We start from the raw sequence: 18715 nt of genomic DNA on the forward strand, positions 1-18715 counted from the left end.
AATTATATGTCTCAAACGCAAAAAGTGGCTTTAATTACGGGCATCACAGGACAGGATGGAGCGTATTTAGCTGAACTTTTATTAGGAAAGGGTTATCGTGTACATGGAATAAAGCGAAGAAGCTCTTTGATTAATACCCAAAGGATAGATCATCTTTATCAAGACCCTCATGTTGACTCCTCTAATTTTCATTTACACTATGGTGATTTGAGTGATTCAACCAATATCATTCGAATCATTCAAGAAGTACAACCTGATGAGATTTATAATTTAGGGGCGATGTCTCATGTTAAGGTCTCATTTGATGAGCCTGAATATACCGCCCAAGTAGATGGAATTGGAACATTGCGTATTTTGGAGGCTGTTCGTTTATTGGGATTAACACAAAAAACGAAGATTTATCAGGCTTCTACATCAGAATTATATGGGTTAGTTCAAGAGGTTCCACAATCTGAAAAAACGCCATTTTACCCACGCTCTCCCTATGCCGTAGCTAAAATTTATGGTTACTGGATTACAGTAAATTACCGAGAAGCGTATCAAATGTTTGCGGTGAATGGTATTTTATTCAATCATGAATCCCCTTTACGTGGCGAAACATTTGTTACACGTAAGATTACTCGGGGGGTGTCCCAAATTGCACTTGGCCAACAAGATAAAATCTATTTAGGAAATTTGGATGCCAAGAGAGACTGGGGTCATGCGAAAGATTATGTAGAAGCGATGTGGTTGATTTTGCAACAAGATCAACCAGAGGACTTTGTGATTGCTACTGGTATTACCACAACTGTTCGTGATTTTGTTATCATGTCATTCAATGAAGTGGGAATAGAATTGGAGTTCAAGGGATCAGGAATAGATGAAGTGGCTTTGGTTAAAGCTTGTCATAATTCGCTTTACCAGGTTGAAATAGGAAAAGAAGTGGTAGCTGTTGACCCTCGGTATTTTAGACCTACCGAAGTGGAATTATTAATAGGAGATCCTACCAAAGCCCAAACTAAATTGGGTTGGAAATTGAAATATGATTTACCAGCATTAGTCAAGGACATGATGAGTTCGGATATTCAATTGTTTTCTACTCATAAGTAAAATCCTAGGTATTTTGGATTTATGACTATGCAGAAGTAAATTTTAATGAAGGATTAGTTTTAAAGAAAATTATGGCCTGGTATGCCTTGTATACAAAATCACGTGTTGAGAAAAAAGTAGCATTGCGACTGGAGGAACAAGGCATTACGTGCTATTGTCCTTTGACCAAAAAAAGAAAGCAGTGGTCAGATCGAAAAAAATGGGTAGAAGAGCCATTGTTTAAATCGTATGTTTTTGTGAATATCGATTTAGCCCAACAAAGTAGTCAAGTTAGGCAAGTGAATGGGGTAGTCAATTTTGTCTATTGGTTACACAAACCTGCTGTGATACAAGATGCAGAAATTAAATCCATACAGCATTTTTTGTCTGAACATGCCGAAGTAGAGGCATTGGGAAATGTAGTCAATATTGGTGATTTTGTCACCCTAGATTCTGGAGCTTTGGCAGGACAAAAAGCCGAGGTATTAGGATTTAAAAATAAGCATGAAGTTCGCCTTAAGATAGAAAGTCTCGGTTTTGAGCTTGTCGCTTACATAAATCGAAGTCAGTAATTTCAATTTTTCAACTATCTTTGAATTGATGAGTCAAATGAGCCATATGAATCAATTAAAACAAATGATTGTGAGGAAAGGTATTGTAATCATTTGTTTATTCATTTTTTCAAATACCCTGTGGGCTCAACGAGAAATCAAATCTGATTTTTCTCTAGGAATGGGAGGAACAGTGGGGGGTGTTTATAATCCTCTCTGGTTAAGAGCTAATCAATATGGTTTAGTTCCAGCTTCTGGATCTTACGGTTTTGCGGGCATATCACATCATGTAGATTATCGTCCAAAGAAACTGGTCGATTGGGCTTATGGTTTCTCATCTCAAGTGAATTTAGGAGAAAATAAAGCGGATGTATTTTTTCCTGAAATGTATGTGAAAGGGAAATTGGGGATTTTTGAATTGGTTGCAGGCCGTCAAAAACAAATTTTCGGATTAGTCGATTCAACACTTAGTTCTGGTTCATACATTTGGTCTGGCAATGCAATGCCCATTCCCAAATTGGAATTACAGGTAAAGGAATATTGGTCTCCAGGGTTCTTAAAGGGAGTTTTAGCATTCAAAGGAAATTATTCCCATGGTTGGTTTGAAAATTCAAGAGAGGATGTCAATGATTTCTATTTGCATCAAAAATCCTTTTATGGTCGATTGGGTAAACCCAATTGGAGAGTAAAATTTTATGCAGGATTTAATCACCAAGTTCAATGGGGAGGGAGATTAAAGTATGCAGATCCATATAATGTAAATGCAAAAAATGGAATAATCCCATCTGATTTTACAACCTACGTATCTGTCGTAACAGGTCGATCGAATGCAGTTAAAGGAGATACTGCCACTTATGGATATAACGATGGTTTTAATCGTTCAGGAAATCACTTAGGTACGGTAGATATTGGAATGGAAGTGGAATTGAATCAGGCAAAGATTTTCTTTTATCGCCAAAGTATTTATGAAGATGGCTCATTGTATTATGGAAATAATATAACGGATGGTTTGCATGGATTATCTATGTCCCGTAAAGCAGATCAAGGTCTATTGAAAGTTGTTTTTGAATATTTAAACACTACCTCACAAGGCGGGAACATATTCAATGATTTTAGTAAAATTCGTGGCTATGATGATTATTTGAATAATGGAGTATATCAAAATGGTTGGACATATTTTGGAAAAGGAATAGGATCCCCATTATTAACTTTAGATTCAGAATCGGATTTGAATCCGACCAATCGTATTTATTATGATAATAACCGTGTAGAGGCCTTTTATGCCGCAGGAGAATTTGCTTTTGGAGATAATAAAATTCAAATTAGAGCCAGTTTATCCAATGCCATTGGTTGGTTTGGAAATGAATACATCCCGGTAAAAAAACAGTATTCTGGAGGTATTTTATGGCAAAGGCCTATTCAAATGGCTGGATTTCCAGATGCAATATTAAAAGCCAATCTTGGAGTTGAAAAGGGAAACCTGACTCAACCTACATTAGGAGGAAATATTGCGATTAGCTTTCCTTTGAATTAGTCTATCCAAAAAATAAATAGCTCACAAATATTGCGGTAATAATACCTGCCAGATCAGCAGTTAGCCCTGCCCACAAAGTATATCGTATATTTTTAACTTGGACAGAGCCAAAATATAAGGCGATCACATACAAAATCGTTTCGGCAGAACCTTGGAATACACAGGCTAACCTACCTACAAAAGAATCTGCCCCAAAGGTCTTCATTGTATCAATCATCATGGCCCTAGAACCACTTCCGCTTACTGGATGTAATAAAGCAGTAGGCATGGCATCAATAAATCGAGTATCCAAGCCGGATTGGTTAACCATCCATTTCATCCCTTCGACAATGAAATCCAAGGTACCAGAGTTTCGCAAACAGCTGATAGCTACTAGCATACCCACTAAATAAGGTATAATTTTTACAGATGTTTCAAATCCCCCTTTTGCCCCTTCTACAAATGTGGAAAATATGTCAATTTTCTTCCAAAAAGCCGCAACTATAAAACTGAGTATTAATGTGAATAGTAATCCATTGCTGAATATTTTGGATTGAATTTCAATTTGTTCCTTACTAAGTGAACTGAAATAGGCCAAAATACCCCCAAAGAACAGCGTTAACCCCACAAGCCAACTTAAAAGTACAGGTTCTAACAAATTAATTTTTTGTTTTACAGCCACAAACATTAATCCCACGAGAGTTGCGGCATATGTGGCCATTAAGCAAGGAATAAAGACATCAGATGCATCTTGTGCACCATAGATAGCTCTTTGAGCCATGATACTCAATGGGATTAAAACGGGCCCTGCACTGTGCAAAGTAAGAAACATGATTTGAGCATTAGAAGCTGTTTCTTTTGTCGGATTGATATCCTGTAAGCCTTGCATGGCTTTCAAACCAAAGGGTGTTGCGGCATTGTCTAAGCCCAATAAATTAGCAGAAAAATTCATGATCATTTGGCCATGAACAGGATGATCTGCGGGTATTTCAGGGAATAATCGTGTAAAAAATGGTCGAATTCGTCTGGCTAAAAACTGAATGGCGCCTGCTTTTTCGCCAATTTGTAAGATTCCCATGAAGAAAGTCATAACACCTGCTAGTGGAAGAGCAATTTTCATGACAGCCATTTCTGCGGAATCAAACATGCCATCCACTAGAATTTTAAATATTTCAGCATTTCCAAAAAATAAAAATTGAATCAATGCCACCACAAAGGCCACCCCAAAAAATAAAAACCAAATCCAATTTAATGCCATATAGAAAGCTTTGCAGAATGCGAGCTCTGCCTATTTAAAATTTGGCTAAATTTAGGGAATTTCTTGATTTTTATGAGCTATTCTTTTTCCATTACTTCTGCATTCATCCTTAGTTTGATGTTACATCCACTCATGGCGCAACAAAAGCCTTGTATGTACGAAGAGAAAATGCGGAATCAAGGTTTAATAGAAGTTCAATCTGAAATAAAGCAAGTATTGGTTCAATTGAAGTATGCGACAACAGATAATTTCATGCACCAAAATGTTTATGGTTGTTTAACAAAGGCATTTCTACAAAAAGAAACAGTTAATAAATTAGCTCAGGCGCAATCTTTATTAGAAATAGAAAAGCCAGGTTTCCACTTGTTGATTTATGATGCCGCTAGGCCTTTATCCAAACAATGGGACCTTTGGAATGCTTTAAGTCAATACCCACCTAAAATACGCAGAAACTATGTTGCTTCCCCGCAGGAGCATTCCATACACAATTACGGTAGTGCCGTGGATTTAACCATTGCCGATGAGCAGGGGAATGCATTGGATATGGGAACACCTTTTGATTACTTTGGAAAAGAGGCCTATCCTAAAGCAGAAAAAGAATTATTGAAGAAGGGAATACTAAGTAAGGAAGTTTACCAAAATCGTTTATTACTAAGGAAAGTGATGCAAAAAGCAGGATTTTTACCAATCGAATATGAATGGTGGCATTTCAATGCTTTTTCCCGAGCTGAAGCGAAGAAAAGATTTCAAGTAGTTCAATAAGTGGGATTTATCCTTTTGGCTTGCCGTTTATCCAAAATGTACCCATCTCCCCATCTAAAAATAGTAACATTGTGTTAAATACTTTTCATTAGCTATGTATCGGAATTCATTCCCCACAACTGTATACCTTTTTCTCTTGCTTTTTTCCTTGGCATTTTCTTCTCTAGGACAAACTGCGATTCAGGGAAATGGAACCTTAGTGAAGCTTAAGTTGAATCAAGCTGTCGATATTGCATTACAACATAATTTGAATGTTAAATCGTATCAAATTAGCATGCAAAATGCAGAGCTTCAGTTTCAACAAGCCAAATACAACCAACTTCCCTCTTTATCAGGAAACATCAACCAGTCGGCGAGTTTTGGACGTAGTATTAACCCATATACCAATGGGTATGATTCAAGAAATATCAACTACAACAACTTAGGTCTGAATGCGAATGTACTCTTATTCAATGGAGGACAACTTAAGAATAATATTTTACAAACAGAATTCGCCTTAAAAGCCACGCAAGAAGATTTACAATCCATACGGGAAAATATATCGCTGCAAGTTGTTCTTTCTTACTTGTCAATATTAAATGCAGAAGACCAATTATCCATTGCTAAAACGCAGACAGACATCACCAAATTACAGATAGAAAGAACCCAGAAGTTAGTTAATGCGGGTTCGGTAGCTATTTCAACCTTATTAGATTTAAAAGCGCAATTAGCTAATGAGGAATCCAATGTGGTGAGCTTTCAAAGTTCCTTAGATATCAACAAATTGACCTTATTGCAATTATTGAATGATTCGGCGATTAGTCAGTTTGAATTGGAACGTATCCAAGTGCCTGTGCCTAATTCATCTGCGTATGAATTGAGTATTGCGGATATATATGCCAAAGCAGTGGACGCACAACCATTAGTTCGTGCTGCCGATTTTAGAGTACAAGGAGCTGCCAAAAGTGTGGATGTGGCTAAAGCCTTTCGTTTACCTACTTTGAGCTTAAGTGGTAGCTGGTCGGCAAATCAATCCAATGCCTTAAAATCAGTTCAGTTATTAGGAACTCAAGATGTTACTTTAGGTAATGTCAATGTGGGCGGAGTTAATTATCCCTTAACTTCCACACAACCAAAATATGGTGAAGGTTCTACTGTTGGTTATTTTGATCAATTAAATAACACACAAAATAAAGTTGTATCCTTGAATTTAAGTATTCCAATTTTCACAAGATATCAAAATAGGACTCGGGTTTCTCAAGCGAATTTACAGAAAGTCAATGCGGAAATTGAAGCCAATAAAGCCCGATTGACCTTACGTCAAAATATTGAGCAAGCTTATGTCAATATGCTGAATGCAGCTAAAAAATATGAAGCCGGGGTTACACAAGTTTCTGCTTTGGAAGAGTCATTTAGAGCTTCTGAAAGCAAATTTAGTGCTGGTACAATTGATTTTGTAAGTTATAATTTACAGAAAACAAACTTGGATAAAGCCAAGCTTTCTCTAGTACAATCGAAATATGATTTTGTATTTAGAACAAAGATTTTGGATTATTATCAAGGTAAAAATTTAACATTTTAATTTTCAAAAATTTTAAAGAGATGGCAAAGAACAATAGCAAGCGGACTTGGTTGTTTATCGGGGGTGGAGTAGTGGTGATATTTTTAGGTTTATTTCTTGCCAAGCAGCAAGGGTGGGTTGGAAAAGTAGAACCTACTGTGGTGGAATTTGGTAAGGCTAAAAGAGAATCCATTGTAGAAAAAGTATCTGCATCAGGGAAAATTCAGCCAGAGGTAGAAGTTAAAGTTTCTCCCGATGTTTCAGGAGAGATAGTTGCTTTGAATATAGCTGAAGGAGATTCTGTAGTAGCAGGACAAGTTTTATTAAAAATTCGCCCAGATAACTATGTGTCTCTTTTAGCTCGTGCGGAGGCTCAGCTGAATGCTATGAGAGCGAGCATGGAACAAAGTAAAGCGGTGTTGGCGCAGAGTGAAGCCCGTTTGAGCAAATCGAAGATTGATTATGACCGTAATTTAAAATTACATAATGATAAGGTTATTTCGGATGCAGATTTTGATCAGTTCCAATCTGCATATATGGTAGCCAAACAAGATCTTGAGTCGGCGAAAGCGAATGTGAAGGCTGCCAGTTTTAACGTGAAGAGTTCGGAAGCGGCCTTGAAAGAAGCGACAACGAACTTAACGAAGACAACTATTTATGCTCCACAAAGTGGTATTATTTCTAAGTTGAATGTGGAATTAGGGGAGCGTGTGGTAGGAACATCTCAAATGGCGGGTACAGAAATGTTACGTATCGCGAATTTGAATAATATGGAAGTTCGTGTGAATGTCAATGAAAATGATATTACTCGAGTTAGTATAGGAGATACTGTAATTATAGATGTAGATGCATTTACGTCTTCTGAGCGCAAGTTTAAAGGGGTTGTATATGAAATAGCTAGTTCGGCGAATCAATCAGGTACAGCTACTTCGGTAACGACGGATGCTGTGACAGAGTTTGAGGTGAAGATACGTGTATTGAGAGAATCATATCGAGATTTGATTAAAGGAAAATTATCTTATCCATTAAAGCCCGGTATGACCGCATCGGTTGAGATATTGACGAACCGCAAGGATAATATTTTAACAGTTCCATTAGCAGCAGTTACGACGCGTGAATTAGGAGGAGAAGTAGCTCAGAAAGATGGTAAAGATGCACCAGGAGGAGCTGCGGAGCCTGCAAAAGAGGAAACGGCTCAACAGACCAAAAAACGCAAGGAGAAGATAAAAGAGGTAGTCTTTATCAGTGAGAAAGGAAAAGCGAAAATGGTAGAAGTGAAAACGGGTATTTCTGATTTTGATAATATCGAGATTATTTCAGGATTGAAAGAAGGCCAAGAGATTATTTCAGGTCCATATGCTACGGTAGCTAAGAATTTGAAAGAGGGAGAAATGGTGAAAAAGAAGGATGCTAAGGCAGAGGAAAAGAAATAATGTAAGATTTTAAGAAAAAAATAGGTGGCCTTATTGCATATATGCATAATGACACCTATTTTTGCAGTCCCAAAAGGATACAAATTCCTTCTTAGCTCAGTTGGTTAGAGCACATGACTGTTAATCATGGGGTCCCTGGTTCGAGCCCAGGAGAGGGAGCGGATATAAAAGAAAAAGGGTTATACTTGTATAAGTGTAACCCTTTTTTGATTTTATGAAAAAGTTTTTTGTTTTCCTTCTAATATTATTCTCTTTAAATTCGAATGGGCAATCAGTTCAAAATAGGAATTGGGAGTATTCAAAAGTTGTGTACACCCCATCCTCCAAAAAGAAAATAATAATTACAAATAGTTTACCTAAAGGAGGCGGAATCGTTTCCTATAAAGGAAAAGAGTACTATTATTTCATTTTTTGGACTAATGTACGTAATGAAGCAACATCGCCTCTGGATTTAAAAATTAAATTTCCGACAATCATTTCTTTTAAATCTGAAGAATCGTACGCTAAAGTTGCCTTTACAAAGTCAAATATGACAATTGACAAAGTGCAGGAGTTCGATTATGGTCTTAAGGGTATAACAACTCTTTTAAATAATGAATCAAATCAATTAAAGGATTTGAATAATAGAATTTCACCATTCAATAATTATTTATTTTACAGCGCAATTTTCATCCATAAAACAAAGTGGCCGGTTAGGGCAGAATATATATTAAAAGACAAAACACTATTTTACAAGATTACAGCCGGTACAGATGTTGTAACGGTTCCCTGTGGTAGTCTTGATTTTAAGAATTAATTAGTACGATTTTTGCTAATAGAAATGAACCTCCTGCAAAATTGTACAAAGTTCAACCCTTCAATTTCCTAATAGTCACAAACTCAATCATCGCATTATAGCTGCATCTTTCGTCTGTAAGGGGAGCCAAACTGGACAAGCCATCAGAAATGATGGCTTTTTTTGTTTATAATCCATCTCTATTTCTTCTATTCATCGATTTTCTTGGTTCGAGCCCAGTAGAGGGTTTTGAGTATTTTTAATCTTTTTCAATGGTAGTTTTACACAAGGTATTTTCAATTTGTGCCAAGAATGTGCCAAGAGTTGGTTTTAATCATTGTGGCTTCAACATTTTAAAGTGATAAAGTATCCTGCAAATTGAAGGAATTAATAAGGGGTTTGTACATTAACAACTCAATAACATTCTTTTTTCCTCTCTAATTTTTTCTAATTTTAAATTAGTATCCATTAATTGAATTTCGTAATATTCATTTTTTGTAACACCTCTCATGGAAATATTTTTTATTTGCTGATCATGTATTTCATGGATATTTTTCATGTAGGTGATTTCTAATTTGATAATATCTTTAAATTTTAAAACTTCATTAAGATTGTTCCCTATGTAAATTATTTTATTTACTTCTTGATTTTTCCACTTACCTCCCCAAATTTCTTTTAAAACCAAAATTGTTTTTATTATTCCGATTTGTAAATCTTCAAATGCTTTGATTTTTCCTTTTACTAATTCAGCATCGGCAAAAAACTCCTGACCAATAATATCCTTAGCCCAAAAACTACCAGTATTTATAATATTGCCACTTATAACAGTGGTTATAAACATTTTGTCAATTTCATCGTCAAGAAAGTGCATAAAATAACATTGTATTAAAATAATTAGATGTAGGTACAATTACAAAATATATACATTGTTAAAGTTATATTTTATCTAAAAACTTTTGTTCTCGTATTTTTTGATTTTTTAATTCTTTTTTCTTTAAATCTTCTATTTGTTTTTTACGAATCGACTTATCCTTTTGAATTTTATCAATGAGTGATTTAGTGGTAAAATCAGCTATCAAATAATAATACATTGAGTATTCTACAATTACTTTATTCATTTCTTTATTTACTACCTCATTATAAAAATTTTGGTTACCCAAATTAATTTCAATATTTTGAAGTTTTGAATTATTTACATCTCCCCAGCTAGGGTTAAAATTGTTTTTATCAAGATTGGATGTAAATGAGCTGTCCTCACTATTATTTAAGTTAGGTGGGCCATACTTTTTGATCAATGCATCTTTCAATAATATTAGTGGTTTAGATTCTAATTCATTTATTTTTAACCTTTTATAAACTATTGCATCTAATTCATACCTTAAATTATTTGATGTAATAGAAGTTCTATAAATTTTTTGCCAATCATAATAGCATTTGAAGTAAGTCAACCTGTATATTACATTATCGATAAAAAAAAGTCTAATTTCATCAAATTTAATATTACCAATTTTAAAATTATAAATCTTTAAATATTTTGCATGTGAGTAGTTATTTAGAACATCAAAATTGTGTTTATATTCCGGTTTGGTATAAAATTCGTTTAAAGAATTTTTAACAGGATCATTCCAAGTGGGTATTAATAAAGGAGTATGTTTAATGGAATTTGTAGCTAAATATTTTTCAACTTCAGAATAAGTCATTCCTTTATGTAGGAAGAAAAATGACGGAATATTATGAATATTTATTTTTTTCATTGAATTACTAGATTCAATTTTATTTTCTTTAGTTAAACAAGAAAAACCAAACAAGCTGATTGTAAGTAATATGAAATATCTAGTCATTCAAATTTTGAATTTATTAAATAGTTTTAAAATGATATTATAAGTGTCACTAATTACTAGAGAGTTTAGAACTGAAGGATGTACATGTTTTAAATATCGCAACGATTTCAATAGACCAATTCTCAATGTACTTTGATTCAATTTAATACATATTTTAATAGAATCAACTTCCTGTATTTTACACGAAGTTTGTCAAGTGGAGTTAATTTGAGGATAATTGAAACTTAAATCAATTATCTTTAACAAAAAGTTGATTTCCAATCAATTTAGATAGTTTTATCGTTAATGATGGCTGCAACATTCCTCCTATTAAGGGAGCAATAATGATAAAAAGGTTATACATTTATAATGTAACCTTTTTTATTTTATGACACCGAAAGAGATATTACAAAAATGGGTTGAAGCATTCAACCGTTACGATTATGAAGCGTTAGGTGAATTGTACGCAGAAAATTGCATAAATCATCAGACACCCAATGGTATTACGGAAGGGAGAGTCAACATCAAGATTATGTTCAAGGATGAATTTGAAAAATTTGAGATGGTATGTATGGTGGAGAACATATTTGAGGATGGGAATGTAGGGATGTTAGAATGGAAAGACCCTAAGGGCCTTCGTGGATGTGGATTTTTTTGGATTGAAAATGATAAGATAGTTTACCAAAGAGGCTACTGGGATAAACTATCCTTTATGGAACAGCAAGCAAAGTAGTCAGGTAAACCTTCTGCAATTTGACACGAAGTTTAACCCTTTAATTCTCTGATAGTCACATATTCATTCTTCGCATTATTTTACATCTTTCTTCGGTATGGGGAGCAGAATAAAAAAAAGGTCAATTTGACTAATTTTTTCTTTCAAAACCTTTTCAATTTGATTCATTGTTCACCCAGAGTGCTAGCTTCTTTTTTTAGATTTGTATGGATGTTTCAATAGATATCTATGGTAAAAATCAATTTTAATTCACTTTTAAAGAGGATAACTGAAAATTATTTTTCTTTCTTTTATCTATTAATAGGATTATCAAGTCTGTATTTTTTCACATGGACCGGAAAATACCTAAATACTATATATCCTGACAAACATAATTTAGACACAAGATTTAGAGTTATGTTGAGAAGTCGACATATTTTTATCCTATTAATAAGTTTAATTGAAATAGGAATTGGGGTATACATCCAGCCATGTCGAACTAAATTCTTTCTATTTTTACAATGGCTAACATTATTATTAATCATTACTTCGCACCTCCTTTTTATATATGCCTTTTTTTTCGAGGTTGAAATTATTCATGTTCCAAAAACACCAATATTGCATTATGCAACCTACATTGTTTTAGCAAGTGTAATTCCCCAAATTTTAACAAAATGGGAATCAAAAAAATAGATTAATTCGGGTTCTGAGTCTTTTGTTTAAATTGAAGTCTTATATAAATCAATAATATCTTCTAAAATGAAAAATATAGCCTTATTCATATCAATTTTATTGTTTGCATTTTCTGTAAATGCACAGGACAATATTAATATTAGCTTCTCAAATGACTACCAAGATGTATACCATCTCTCTCTTATTATTTATACTCCAGATGGAAAAATTCAAACAAGAGTAAGCAACCTAAATCCAGACCAAATCAAAGCATATTCCTTACCAGTCAATACCGAAATTTATATCGCCGATTGGAAACAAGAAGCATTTGCTATGAAGGGAAATGACATTAAGTCCACGGGCGTGAAACCTTACATTGTTCTTAAAGATTCGGATGCCAAAAGAACGATAAAGCTGAGTTCGATTGATCAGAATAGAAAATCAAGCCTTTAATTTTCGGATTGTTACAAGTTTACTGACCGAATTAAAATAGTAAACATCAAAAGGTGGTCAATTTGACCACCTTTTGATGTTTTAAACACCTTATTTTTATAAATTTTATTGACTGACAAGAAACTTATTTACATCTAGCCAATGCATAAAAGCATCAAACCAGCGATTACTCGTTCTATTCGGATTGCCTAAACCAAATCCATGCCCTCCATTTTGATATAAATGAAACTCTACCGGTCGACCTGCTTTAAACCAGGAATCAATGATTCCAAATTGGGAATTAAATAAGAAATCATCTGAGGCAATTACATTGAACATGGGAGGAGCATTTTCAGGTACTTTCACCGGCCCCATTCCTCCATAAATTGGGCCAATAAATGCTAGTTTCATTGTTTTGGAATGTAGTGTGGCATGCATAGTCAAGCCTGCCCCCGCAGAAAAGCCAATCATCCCTATTCGCTTGGTATCAATTCCCCATTCATTGGCGTTTTTTAATAGCATGGCATAAGCCGCTTCGGCATCTTGCAATTGATTTGTCAGATCCATTTGTGCCATGGGATTCGTATTTTTTGCAGAGCTGTCCGTTTTTATGGGAGCCGGACGCGGGCGGTTCATCCAAGCGGTAAAATCATCCAATGACTCTGCCGTAGGAAACAACCTATATTTTAAAACAAACGCGGCTATTCCTTTTTTAGCTAGGGCCTCAGCTACCTCCCAACCTTCATTTCCCATGGAAAGCCAGCGATATCCTCCACCTGGGGCAACAATAACTGCCGCTCCATTACCCTTGCCTTTTTCAGGTAAGAAGGGGGTTAATGTGGCTTTGGAAATATTTCTGGCCATGGGGTCTCCCCACTGTCTGAACCAAGTCTCGGGTGCTGGTTGGTCTTTCACAGATCCAGTTCCCAATGGAATAGCATTGGGTTCTTTTGGAGCCTCAAGGGGATAAATTTTACCATCCTGACCCATGGCATTCCATGTGATACATGGTAGGATAAGTACTAAAAAACTTTTGCGGGCTGTGGTATAAAACTTTTGCATGATTTTTAGATGATGGGGTATAGGTAGCTTATAACAATACTGGGGTAGTTTCGTACATTTGAAATACAAGTTAAATATTTCTCGCATGTTTCAAACTCGGTATAAAGTCTTATTATTTTTCTAGTAAATCTAAAATAAAAACAACTTGTTCTATCCCTGGGAGAATTTTAATCAACCACCAACGTTTATCAACCCTTTCATTTTAATTTCAAAAACACATACATTTTTGCGACATTACATCGATGAAACAAATACTTTTTGCCTTGACCATATTTTTATGTGGAAGTTTATCTGCTCATTATTCGCTGAGTTCGGACACGTTTAAACCCAAAGAAGTATATCATTCAGAAGATTTGGTCATCATTCAGATTTCTGAAAATGCATTTGTTCATACCTCATTTTTACAAACAAATGATTTCGGGAAAGTTCCTTGTAATGGTTTAATTATTCGGGATTCCAAAGAAGTGCTTGTGTTTGATACCCCCACCAACAATCCATCTTCTGAGGCATTAATCCAATTCATCCAAAAAAAGCTTCAATGTAAAATCAATGCCATTGTTCCCACCCATTTTCACGAGGATTGTTTGGGTGGTTTAGCCGCTTTTCATGAACATAATATCCCTTCTTATGCAAACATGAGGACGATCGAGTTAACAAAGGCCAATCAAATTATTTCACCTCGAAATGGATTTAAAGATTCCGTGCAATTGAATCTTGGAAAGACCTTTGCTAAGGTTACATTTTTTGGAGAAGGACATACCAAGGATAATGTAGTAGCGTATTTTCCACAAGAAAAAATACTTTTTGGGGGCTGCCTAATAAAAGAATTGAATGCCACCAAGGGATATTTAGGCGATGCGAATGTTGGAGAGTGGTCAAATACGGTTGAACAAATTAAAAAAGCTTATCCCAATGTACAACTTGTCATTCCAGGGCATGGAAAAATAGGTGGCAACGCCTTAATGGATTATACCATTACATTATTTAAAAACTAATCCAGAAAATTTGAGTTTAATTTAGAGGCTTTTGTTTTGGCTACTACTTAATCAATCGTACTCGTATTTTTTCCCAAAAATGACTCAAAAAAAAGTATTAATCTCTGGTGCAAGTATTGCTGGACCCACTCTTGCTTTCTGGCTTAATCGATATGGTTTTAAAACGACCATTGTAGAACGTGCTGAATCATTAAGACTTGGTGGACAAAATGTAGATATCAAAGGAGCAGCACAAAAGGTGGCACAGTTAATGGGCATAGAAGATGAAATTAGAGCCGCAGACACGGGTGAATTAGGTGTTCAATTCGTGAATGAAGCTAATGTGATACAAGCTGCTTTACCAAAAGGGGAATCTAATTTGGGAACTAGCGAATTGGAAATTCTCAGAGGGGATTTAGTAAAAATACTATATAATCACACTAAGGATGATGTGGAATACCTTTTTGGGAATCAAATAATACAGTTGGACGAAATAGAAGAAAGTGTAAAAGTGACCTTTCAGAACGGTGAAATCCGGGTTTTTGATTTAGTTATTTGTGCGGATGGTATTCGCTCACGTACGCGAGGTTTAATTTTCGGAGAAGAACCTGTAGTCCGCCCTGTGGGTCTTTATGTTTCCTATTTTACCATTCCTAGGGCCGCATCAGATAGTCGTTGGGCTAGATGGTATAATGCAAGTAATGCTCGAGTTATAGTCATGCGGCCAGATAATGAAGAGACTACAAGAGCTTCATTTTCTTTTTTATCTGAACCCATGGGATATGAAAAATTATCCACCATGGAACAGATATCCTTACTCAAACAAAAGTTTTCAGATGCGGGTTGGGAGGTCAAAAGAGTTTTATCTGCATTGGAAAATAATACGGACATCTATTTTGATGCCATCAGTCAAGTAATAGCCCCTAGATGGTCCAAAGGTCGGTGTGCTATGACTGGAGATGCCGCTTTTTGTCCTTCACCATTGACAGGCATGGGCGTAAGTCTTTCCGTTTTGGGAGCATATATTCTGGCAGGAGAACTTTCCACACATACGGATCACCAACAGGCCTTTGCTGCTTATGAAAAAGTATTTAGGCCTTATGTAACCAAGATTCAAAAACTTCCGCCAGGCGTTCCCAAATTGGCACATCCCAAAACGAAAATGGGGATATTCTTGTTGAACACGATCATCAAAATTATCTCTAGCAAGGCCGTTCAAAAATTGGGTTCTCTTTTTTCTGGAAAAGAAAAGTCATCCACCGATGATACGATTGAACTACCGGATTATTCGAAACTAGTAAGTGTTTAAAAAGGGGGGAGTTAGATATATGAAATTATTTTTTCAATTCTGATTCTCTCTTTTTATAGTATTGATTGTTCATCCAATTCACTTCACTTTCACCACAACTTTTCCTTTGGTTCGTCCATTAGAAACATAGTCCATCGCTTCATTCAGCTGGTCAATAGGATAGATTTTATCAATCACTGGACGGATAGCTCCCGACTCAATCAGATTGCTAATTTCTGCCAATTGTTGACCATTGGCTTTCATGAACAAAAAGGAATATTCTACGTTTAATTTCTTGGCTTGCTTTCTGATTTTGCTACTGATAAAAAACATAATAACCTTCATCCACCAAGCTAAATGGAATTCTTGGGCATAAGCGGGATCTGGAGGACCGGAAATGGAAATGACTTTTCCACCTGGTTTTAAAATTCGCATAGACTTTTCTAGCGTTTTTTCGTCTTGGCTATTTAAGACCACATCATAGTCTTTTAATATGGTTTCAAAATCTTGTGTTTTGTAATCAATGATTACATCTGCCCCTAAACTTTTCACTAAGTCCATATTAGCGGCACTAGTACTAGTTGCAACGCTTGCACCTAGATGCTTCGCCAATTGAATGGTAATGGTTCCTACGCCGCCAGAACCTGCCTGAATAAAGATTTTTTGTCCCTTTTTCAGTTGGGCTTTTTCCACCATCGCTTGCCAAGCTGTAAGTGCTACTAAAGGAAACGAAGCGGCTTCTTCAAAAGAAATGCCTTTAGGTTTTAGTGCTATATCATTTTCATTGACAGCAATATATTCAGCAAAAGTACCAATGTGATAATCAGCAGGACGAGAAAAAACCTCATCTCCAACGTTGAAACGGCTAACTTTGGAACCAATTTCAACAATAGTCCCTGCCAAATCATGTCCTAAAATCAAAGGAAATCTATAAGGCATGAATAGTTTAAATTCCCCATTTTTCAGTTTGAAATCCAATGGATTTATGCTTGTAGCATGTATTTGAATTAATACTTCGTGGTCTTTGGCTGTAGGCTGTGGGATTTCTGATTGTAGAAATTTTTCTTCTTTACCGTATTTATTTATCGTGTAGGCTTTCATTTTATATGTTCTTGAGGGTTATATTTTAGAGTAAGAAGGTCAATTTAGAATTATAAATTCCGCTTCTTTTTTTCTCTGATTGCATAATCCACAGCTCTAGCTGTCAGGGCCATGTAAGTCAAAGAGGGGTTTTGGGTAGAAGTGGAAGTCATGCAAGAGCCATCTGTGACAAACACATTTTTACAATGATGCATTTGGTTAAATGCATTCAACATAGAGCTTTTAGGGTCTCTGCCCATTCGCACTCCTCCCATCTCATGATTTTCGTTTCCTGGTAAACGTTTGGTATCAATGGGCTGTATATTTTTGAAACCGGCCGCCTCATACATTTCGGTAAATTGCTGATGAAAATCTTTTAACATCTTCTCATCATTTTCATCATAAGCTATCGAAACGCGGAGCTGGGGAATCCCATACTTATCTTTTAGTTCTTTGTCCAAACGAACAGTAGAATGAGCTTTGGGAATGGTTTCCCCCATCATGCCGACATTGATGTGCCAATTTCCCAGCTTTTGCCTTATCAAAGATTGCTTCAATGATTCTCCTATAAAATCTTGAGAAGGATTTTCCGTAACCCTGCTTGCCGAAAGGTTACTGGCATAGCCTCTCAGAAAATCTGTTTCTTGTTTATATACATTTCTAAAGCGAGGGATATAGCCAGATGTAGGCCTTTTCCCCTCTGTTTTAAAACCTAATTCCCCCTCATACTCTGCGGTAATCCTACCACGATAACTATGAAAAGCCATGTGTGTTCCTAAAATTCCAGCATCATTCCCTAGTCCGTTGGGAAAACGAGAAGAAATGGAATTCAATAAGATTAAATTAGTGGCCAAAGGAGAAGCATTTACAAAAATAACAGAGGCAAAATATTCCTCCATTTCATGAGTTAATGCATTCACTACTCGAACCCCAATGGCCTTGTTTTTATTCTCATCAAAAATGATGGAATGGGCAATGGCATGTGTTTTTAAAGTTAAATTTCCCGTAGCGTAAGCGGCAGGCAATGTGGCTGAATTGCTGCTAAAATATGCCCCATAAGGACAGCCTCTTTCACAAAGCGTTCGATGCTGGCATTGACTACGACCTAGGGACATGTGGATTTTATCTGCCTGACTTAAATTGGCTGTACGTGCTATAATGACATGTCGATCTGAGTACTTATTTTTTAATACTTGGCCAAAATGTTTTTCGACACAGGAAAGCTCAAAGGGCTTGATGAAGTCTCCGTCGGGTAATGTTTCCAATCCATCTTTATTTCCAGAAATCCCTACAAATTTTTCAACATAGCTGTACCAAGGCGCTATATCTTGATAGCGAATGGGCCAGTCGACAGCAAAGCCATCACGTGCTGGACCTGTAAAATCAAAATCACTCCAGCGCTGCGTATGTCGGCCCCATAACAGGGATCTACCACCCACATGGTAGGCTCGAATCCAGTCGTAAGGTTTTTCTTGAATGTATGCCTGTTCTTCATCTTTCGTTAAAAAATGAGAGGTAGCTTCGGAAAAAATGAAGTTTTTACTGGCAATTTGATACTCCTTTTTAATTTCCAAAGGAACTTGTCCTCCATGGGGGAAATCCCAAGGATGATGCATGGCTGTAGGGTAATCGGCCACATGTTTTACATCTCTACCTCGATCCAGTAAAAGTGTTTTTAAGCCTTTTTCTGTTAGTTCTTTGGCAGACCATCCACCACTGATACCTGAGCCAATGACTATGGCATCAAACGTATTTTTATCTTTAGAGCTCATTTT

Annotated in this window: 17 protein-coding genes and 1 tRNA gene; 12 read left to right on the forward strand and 6 right to left on the reverse strand. The window is 35.9% G+C overall.

The features are described 5' to 3' along the window. The first annotated feature begins 6 nt into the window (after window positions 1-6). From gmd to G9H60_RS08575, 3 genes are all read left to right on the forward strand, one after another. Window positions 7-1089, forward strand: coding sequence for a GDP-mannose 4,6-dehydratase (gene gmd, locus G9H60_RS08565; protein WP_223143642.1), 1083 nt, complete (start codon window positions 7-9; stop codon window positions 1087-1089). Window positions 1090-1160: 71 nt separating this feature from the next. Next, the gene (locus tag G9H60_RS08570; protein WP_223143643.1) at window positions 1161-1640 is read left to right on the forward strand and encodes a UpxY family transcription antiterminator; all 480 of its coding nucleotides are present in this window, start codon (window positions 1161-1163) and stop codon (window positions 1638-1640) included. Window positions 1641-1686: 46 nt separating this feature from the next. Continuing rightward, the gene (locus tag G9H60_RS08575; RefSeq protein WP_223143644.1) at window positions 1687-3153 is read left to right on the forward strand and encodes a capsule assembly Wzi family protein; all 1467 of its coding nucleotides are present in this window, start codon (window positions 1687-1689) and stop codon (window positions 3151-3153) included. 1 nt (window position 3154) lies between these two features. Here the strand turns inward: G9H60_RS08575 and G9H60_RS08580 are convergent, their stop codons facing one another. Then, entirely contained in the window at window positions 3155-4390 is a 1236-nt protein-coding gene (locus G9H60_RS08580) for a nucleoside recognition domain-containing protein (protein ID WP_223143645.1), read from the reverse strand. A gap of 72 nt (window positions 4391-4462) precedes the next feature. On the opposite strand from G9H60_RS08580, the gene G9H60_RS08585 reads away from it, so the two are divergent. From G9H60_RS08585 to G9H60_RS08605, 5 genes are all read left to right on the forward strand, one after another. Next, the gene (locus G9H60_RS08585; protein WP_262899999.1) at window positions 4463-5152 is read left to right on the forward strand and encodes a M15 family metallopeptidase; all 690 of its coding nucleotides are present in this window, start codon (window positions 4463-4465) and stop codon (window positions 5150-5152) included. 94 nt (window positions 5153-5246) lie between these two features. Continuing rightward, the gene (locus G9H60_RS08590) at window positions 5247-6713 is read left to right on the forward strand and encodes a TolC family protein (RefSeq protein ID WP_223143646.1); all 1467 of its coding nucleotides are present in this window, start codon (window positions 5247-5249) and stop codon (window positions 6711-6713) included. A gap of 20 nt (window positions 6714-6733) precedes the next feature. Beyond that, complete coding sequence (locus tag G9H60_RS08595; protein ID WP_223143647.1) at window positions 6734-8125, forward strand: efflux RND transporter periplasmic adaptor subunit; 1392 nt, start codon at window positions 6734-6736, stop codon at window positions 8123-8125. 85 nt (window positions 8126-8210) lie between these two features. Next, window positions 8211-8284 (forward strand) — tRNA-Asn (locus tag G9H60_RS08600). Window positions 8285-8339: 55 nt separating this feature from the next. Continuing rightward, the gene (locus tag G9H60_RS08605) at window positions 8340-8921 is read left to right on the forward strand and encodes a hypothetical protein (RefSeq protein WP_223143648.1); all 582 of its coding nucleotides are present in this window, start codon (window positions 8340-8342) and stop codon (window positions 8919-8921) included. A 385-nt stretch (window positions 8922-9306) separates the two neighbouring features. Here G9H60_RS08605 and G9H60_RS08610 read toward each other — a convergent pair whose 3' ends face one another. Beyond that, window positions 9307-9771 carry a hypothetical protein gene (locus tag G9H60_RS08610; protein WP_223143649.1) on the reverse strand — a complete coding sequence of 155 codons (465 nt, stop codon included), beginning with the start codon at window positions 9769-9771 and terminating at the stop codon, window positions 9307-9309. A 64-nt stretch (window positions 9772-9835) separates the two neighbouring features. Further along, a complete protein-coding gene (locus G9H60_RS08615; protein WP_223143650.1) occupies window positions 9836-10741 on the reverse strand; it encodes a hypothetical protein in 906 nt (301 codons plus the stop codon). Window positions 10742-11108: 367 nt separating this feature from the next. On the opposite strand from G9H60_RS08615, the gene G9H60_RS08620 reads away from it, so the two are divergent. Both G9H60_RS08620 and G9H60_RS08625 read left to right on the forward strand, forming a co-directional pair. After that, the gene (locus G9H60_RS08620) at window positions 11109-11453 is read left to right on the forward strand and encodes a nuclear transport factor 2 family protein (RefSeq protein WP_223143651.1); all 345 of its coding nucleotides are present in this window, start codon (window positions 11109-11111) and stop codon (window positions 11451-11453) included. Window positions 11454-12191: 738 nt separating this feature from the next. Continuing rightward, on the forward strand, window positions 12192-12557 hold the full coding sequence (locus tag G9H60_RS08625; protein WP_223143652.1) for a hypothetical protein: 366 nt from the start codon (window positions 12192-12194) through the stop codon (window positions 12555-12557). A 105-nt stretch (window positions 12558-12662) separates the two neighbouring features. Here the strand turns inward: G9H60_RS08625 and G9H60_RS08630 are convergent, their stop codons facing one another. Next, window positions 12663-13598: an alpha/beta hydrolase gene (locus tag G9H60_RS08630; protein ID WP_223143653.1), complete on the reverse strand. Its 936-nt coding sequence runs from the start codon at window positions 13596-13598 to the stop codon at window positions 12663-12665. 242 nt (window positions 13599-13840) lie between these two features. Between G9H60_RS08630 and bla the strand changes: the two genes are divergently transcribed. Both bla and G9H60_RS08640 read left to right on the forward strand, forming a co-directional pair. Next, a complete protein-coding gene (gene bla, locus G9H60_RS08635; RefSeq protein WP_223143654.1) occupies window positions 13841-14593 on the forward strand; it encodes a subclass B1 metallo-beta-lactamase in 753 nt (250 codons plus the stop codon). A 79-nt stretch (window positions 14594-14672) separates the two neighbouring features. Continuing rightward, the gene (locus G9H60_RS08640) at window positions 14673-15881 is read left to right on the forward strand and encodes an FAD-dependent monooxygenase (RefSeq protein WP_223143655.1); all 1209 of its coding nucleotides are present in this window, start codon (window positions 14673-14675) and stop codon (window positions 15879-15881) included. A 78-nt stretch (window positions 15882-15959) separates the two neighbouring features. Here the strand turns inward: G9H60_RS08640 and G9H60_RS08645 are convergent, their stop codons facing one another. Together G9H60_RS08645 and G9H60_RS08650 are read right to left on the reverse strand one after the other, a co-directional pair. After that, window positions 15960-16961 carry an NADP-dependent oxidoreductase gene (locus tag G9H60_RS08645; protein ID WP_223143656.1) on the reverse strand — a complete coding sequence of 334 codons (1002 nt, stop codon included), beginning with the start codon at window positions 16959-16961 and terminating at the stop codon, window positions 15960-15962. Window positions 16962-17011: 50 nt separating this feature from the next. Beyond that, a complete protein-coding gene (locus tag G9H60_RS08650) occupies window positions 17012-18712 on the reverse strand; it encodes a GMC oxidoreductase (protein WP_223143657.1) in 1701 nt (566 codons plus the stop codon). Window positions 18713-18715 lie beyond the last annotated feature (3 nt).

The sequence above is a fragment of the Aquirufa aurantiipilula genome (assembly GCF_019923745.1).
GTDB lineage: Bacteria > Bacteroidota > Bacteroidia > Cytophagales > Spirosomataceae > Aquirufa > Aquirufa aurantiipilula.